General features: G+C 51.9%; 5 protein-coding genes and 1 pseudogene. All 6 read right to left on the bottom strand.

Annotation, left to right across the window (positions count from 1 at the left end; translation table 11 throughout):
• Positions 1 to 413: 413 nt before the first annotated feature.
• Positions 414 to 1,379: pseudogene (locus VI895_12480) on the bottom strand (DEAD/DEAH box helicase family protein).
• 292 nt (positions 1,380 to 1,671) lie between these two features.
• Positions 1,672 to 2,904 carry a hypothetical protein gene (locus VI895_12475; GenBank protein ID HLG20615.1) on the bottom strand — a complete coding sequence of 411 codons (1,233 nt, stop codon included), beginning with the start codon at positions 2,902 to 2,904 and terminating at the stop codon, positions 1,672 to 1,674.
• Positions 2,905 to 3,026: 122 nt separating this feature from the next.
• On the bottom strand, positions 3,027 to 3,506 hold the full coding sequence (locus VI895_12470) for a hypothetical protein (protein HLG20614.1): 480 nt from the start codon (positions 3,504 to 3,506) through the stop codon (positions 3,027 to 3,029).
• Positions 3,507 to 3,850: 344 nt separating this feature from the next.
• Complete coding sequence (locus tag VI895_12465) at positions 3,851 to 4,399, bottom strand: serine/threonine protein kinase (GenBank protein ID HLG20613.1); 549 nt, start codon at positions 4,397 to 4,399, stop codon at positions 3,851 to 3,853.
• Positions 4,378 to 4,854 (bottom strand): phosphotransferase, encoded by a 477-nt coding sequence (locus VI895_12460; protein ID HLG20612.1) that lies wholly within the window; start codon positions 4,852 to 4,854, stop codon positions 4,378 to 4,380. The genes VI895_12465 and VI895_12460 overlap by 22 nt, the downstream gene beginning before the upstream one ends.
• A 30-nt stretch (positions 4,855 to 4,884) precedes the next feature.
• Positions 4,885 to 5,087: hypothetical protein (locus VI895_12455; protein HLG20611.1), on the bottom strand; the 203-nt coding region annotated here is incomplete at its 5' end.

The following is a 5,087-nucleotide window of genomic DNA, read 5'->3' as shown; positions in this document are numbered from 1 at the left end:
CACGCGCCGAGAGGGCCTCGGCCCTCTCTCCCTTCTCTCCATCACGTCCGTTGCCTTTCTCTACGAGCGTCCAACCCCCAGTTCGTTACCAGCCCGTCTTTCTTAGCCCCCGCATTTCACCACCGATACGACCCTCAGATTTTTAAAAGTTCCTTTTATGCGTAACAACGAAATCCGAGAGCATTTCTACCCAGCCGAACGTGTAAAAACAGGGAATCTCGTTACCCTTGGTTCCTCTACTGATCGAGCGTTTTCGGGCCGCAGACGTGGGGGGGCACGTCGCGATACCCCATCGACCTTTTTCTGAATCTCAAAGAAGAGCGTTTTTCAGGAACCTGCTAAGATGTTAACGATGCGATTATTTTCCCGGCGCTCAATCGTGCTCTGCATCAATCGTCGTCATCTCTAATCGAGGGTTTTTCACGATAACAATGGTGACCCTCGTTATTCATCAGCATGATGTTCTTAATACCCATTAGGTCGGGCATTACTCGTTGAAGCATCTGGCCTTCAGTTTCAGTTGTATCGATTGCTTCGCCACGACCTTGGAGAAGAGACCGACCACCTTTTGAGATTTCAATTCTCTCCCGAAGCTTAAATGCGTGGTAATTGGTAATGACAATTTTCGCGCGGTCGAGATCCCCGACCATGTCATTCGGTACCAATTCCTTGCTCTTGTAATAACTGTCAGGATCGTTCGGTTGGAGGACTCTCAATCGGTCCCGAATGGTGAGGCCGGGCGTGACGATCACAAACCCTCTCGTAAACCTCTTGCTCGTCGGACGTCGGACGGCATTGACGGTTTGCCAAGCAATCAACATCGCCATTACAGTTGTTTTCCCAGCACCTGTTGCGAGTTTTAGGGCGAGACGGTTTAACCCAGGATTCGCATCGTTGTTTGCTCCTTCCAATAGGTCGAGAAATCGGCTGCCGATCTTTCCCATTTCAGGAGCAACTTCCGTAAGCCAAATTGCGACTTCAACGGCTTCCACCTGACAGAAGAACGGCCGAAATCCGGCGAACTTGTGATGTCTCCAATGTTGGAGAAGACGCGCAGTCTCAGGAGTTACACGCCAGTCATTTGGGTTCTGTATATTTCGCCATTGGTCAACGTGGGTGCGCAGGTCATTAATAATAGGGGTAGGGTCATACTGTTGTTCTTCGGTTGACAAACCTTTCCCCTCGTCGAATACCATCGCCTTCTGTTTCGGCGAGTCCTTCCGCTTCTTCGGCTTTAGAATCGGAGTGATAAGTTCAACGCGGCGGCGACTCTCGATAATTCGCTGGGTTGGTTGTCCCTGGTTATCCAGTTCCCAATGGCGTCTCGGGTACTGGTAGGGAGAATTGAGTATCGGTTTTTCAAAGAATTCGTTCGACATGTCTGATTCGATTTGCCATCACTCCATTGTGCCGGATCTTCCTTTCATTTGAACTATTTAGCTTCTGTTACTGGAACTGTCCACGAAGTCGTATAAAGCAGTCTTGATTGCATCTCGTGGAATGCACTCGACATCCAAGCTTCCCCTAATCTTGGGCTCTCTGTTACTGAAATCTTTATTCTAAAAAAAGAGAAGAACCTTTGGTTTCGGATTCGAACCCGGCCTCTGTATGGCAATGTATGGTGCGACGACCGTTCACGTGGCGCTCCCAACGGGAACGGAATCGCACCCGTCATTGTTGCAACGAGAGATTCCGAAAAGACGTCCAGATGTCGAGCGCAGCCCGAGCCGTGTTGTCGTAATATCGAAGGCCCATGTTTCCGAACAAGCGGAGCACGATTTCGAGTTCGGGGCTTAGGGTCCGAAAGATACTGGTCAACGTGCAGGTGTCATTGGTGCCAGGACACGGACAAACAGACGCCACGGAACCATCCAAGAGATCGCGATGCGACCACCAGATAACAGCTTCGAATCTGATCGTGCGTGCTTCCTCAAGAAGCCAGGACAGGTAACTGTCGAGTTTGGCGTCACTCGCGACGCTTGAGGGAACAAGTTCCCCTCCGCAGTCACTTGGCAGGTCACCATATTGTGCAAGGATCTCTACCGCGGGCCAGCCTGTCTCGGTAATCCAAATCTTCCGCGAAGTCGCGGACTGAGCCTTTGTAAAAGTATCTGAGGGTCTGGTCTCACCGCTGAACTCCCAAGCCGACGGATACGAGGAGAAAGCCATTCGATCTGCCGGAATAAGTAGGATCTCCGCAAGTCGCTGGTCAAAACACTCCGAGTAGCTCAAGCCTTCTTGACAGGCCGAGGCCGCGTCAGCAATCCCATAAACGTGTTCCAATTGAAACGTTGGGAAGATGACGAGGTCGGGGTGAGCAGCCTTGAGGATCGAATACACATCCGAGTACCAATCGATCCAGGCATCTTTTTCCGTGGGACACTTCGCAAAGAGAATGTTGATTTCAATCGCCGGACTTAAGAACTGCGGTTGAATAAGGTCAATGAGGTACTCCAAGTAGTTCAGGTATGCAGTCTTGTAGCTGTCAGCATTTGGATCCGACGAAAAGAGGTAACACCCATCCGCATCGGTAGGAGCCCAGTTGTCCTGTGTGTTGCCGTTCCCATCAACATTGCGTGTGAGCGTGATCCGGTCCCCTAGCGGGGAAACGGCCAAGTAAAGTGTCTTTCCTGACGATTGCGCCGCGTTTCTGAGCTCATCCCATTTTGTCGCCCAGGATTCCGGAGGAGGAGAATCTGTTCCAAAGCTACCCCAGGGAATTCCCCAAAAATCGTCGAGATGAAGCGACAAGAGATCCACTTCATCGAGGTTATCGAACCGCAACTCAGGAAAACTGTTTCCGGTAGCGGATATCGGGGTCGTTCCCATAAAAAAACTACGCGACGGATTATTGGAACAGCCGCATAACCAGATCGACGAGAAGATGATGAAGACCGCTTTCATGTTCCCGTCATTCTACCAGAATCCGGGCTCCTCATTGCTCATAGGCGCCTTCAAGTGGTTCCCCGCTTGCGGATGGAGCGGTCCCAGCGTGCAGCATTTGGAACCCTATGGCGTCCGTAAAGTTACCGCGCCAAAAGTCGAATGGCATTCAAGGATCCCCGAAGTCGATCCAGGTTTGATACGATTCCCCTGAATGTGGTGGCGATCGAAGCCTCCGAGAGGACAAGTTCTTTAATCCGATTCTTCTTAAGAGCCTGGTGAAACTCCCCGGTCCTGAAAGAACAACGACCCAACCACGAAAGAAGCGCGTCCCGCTGGTCGGGAGAGAGCTCAAGATAGCGTTGGAAGGAAATCGTCGCAATAAAGACACGCTCCGTCGCGCTCCCCAGGGCTTTGGCACATTGCCAATCCGGATAATGTTCAAAGAAGGAGGTCTTCAGAAGATATGTGCCCGGTGCTTTTGGTACGGACACCTTGATCGTTGTGTAATAGCGGCGCGACCGGCCGACACCGAGTGTGTGCGCTTCAATGCTGAAGTCGTTTCCGGAGACTTTGCCGGGAGCGAACCTTCCTGTGTCTATGAATATAGCGCCCAGTTCCAAGGCCAGGGTGCGAAATCTCGCTCTTCTCCTTAGTGCAATGAAACCATAAACAATTATAACCAGCGCGATGATCGAAGCGGCAAAAATCTGTGATTCCACCGAACCAAATAATAGTATCCGAACGGTTTTCCGTCACCTTCAGTCCGGGATGAATTGTGATATCCGGTTCAAGCCGTTCAACCGGTGCTCCCAACCCGTAGCTGATTGAACCCATTTGAGGCGAGGCTATGCTGCCCGAGTGTTTGTGGAAGTAATGGACTCCGACAGGAATCCGACTCGTTCCGCGTTGAAGAGCTAAGGTCAGTCGAAGCCGCGGCGAAGAGATAACGAACCTTGCATTCTCATCATCCTTCGCCTGATTGAATTCGTTCGAGTTGTACCCAAAGATCACTGGTTTGGTCCTCCCAGTACTTGGGCGTGTTGAAGTATGGAAAAGCTAGTGGGAAGGCGGGGTCCTTCCAGCGTCTGGCCATCCAAGCGGTGAAATGAATGTATCGAAGTGATCGAAGGAATTCGATCATGTGTAAGCTGGAGTGATCAAAGGTGCCAATTTCTTCGTATCCCCGGATCAGCGATTCAAGATTTGTCTTTGCCTCTTCGTCGCGGCCGGGAACGAGAAGCCAGAGATCTTGTACGGGCGGTCCCCGGAGCATGTCATCGAAGTCGAGAAAAAACGGACCCGTTGTTCCCCACAGGAGATTATTGCGATGGCAGTCTCCGTGAATCCGAACAGCGGAGCTTGTGGCGAAGAGAGACTCCGCCATTGTGCAGATTTCTCGGGCTGCCGATTCGTAGCGAGTTCGGAAATTCGCAGGTATCCAATTCTCGCGTAACAGGTATTCCAAATTCGAGATGCCGTATGTCTGGGGCGTCAGCTGGATCCTGTACTGCATTTGCGTGCGGAACCAACATTGTGAATCCGAGCGAGTAATCGCCCTAACCATTGCAGTTGTTCCACATTCATTTCATCCGGGATTCGGCCTCCTACCTTCGGAAACACGGCGTACCAAAGACCCCCGCCTTCTGTTTGATGAAGGGTTTGCCCATCCGGAAAACGAGCTGGAGCGACAACGGGAACTTCATTTTCAAGTAAGTCGAAGAGGAATTGATGCTCTTCCAGGATCTGTTCTCGGCTCCATCGGCCCGGCCGATAGAACTTTACGACCCTTCGGTGGGCGATTGCATGCTTGCCGTTGGAGTCGTCCGATATCTCCCTTTCGAGCTCCACTTCGTAGACTCGGTTTTCGTAACTGTTAAGGGTCATGCATCTACCCGTGCACCTTAGGCCAGAAGCTTCCACTGCGGCCAAGACCCGATCCGGCGTCAATGCAAAAAAGCTTTCCGACACGGCGGCATCCTAGCATGAAACGCATACCCTCTATGCCAAAGGGCCGGTGACTCGTGCTCGCCGGCTCGCACCCGTGTTATTGGTGTTGGCTTTCTCCTCGGGAAAGAGACCGACACGTACGATTCCGTCGGGCGCGTAATCGCCGAACGGCCCGTGGATATGAGCCAAGTCGCTCTGCGATCCGTGTTGGACCGTTTCGTCGGAACGCAGGACCAACTCCCTCCCATCTATTC

It is taken from the genome of Bdellovibrionota bacterium (assembly GCA_035292885.1).
Taxonomy (GTDB): Bacteria; Bdellovibrionota_G; JALEGL01; order JALEGL01; family DATDPG01; genus DATDPG01.
The sequence above is the reverse complement of the archived record's forward strand: the minus strand, read 5'-3'. Positions and strand labels throughout refer to the sequence as shown.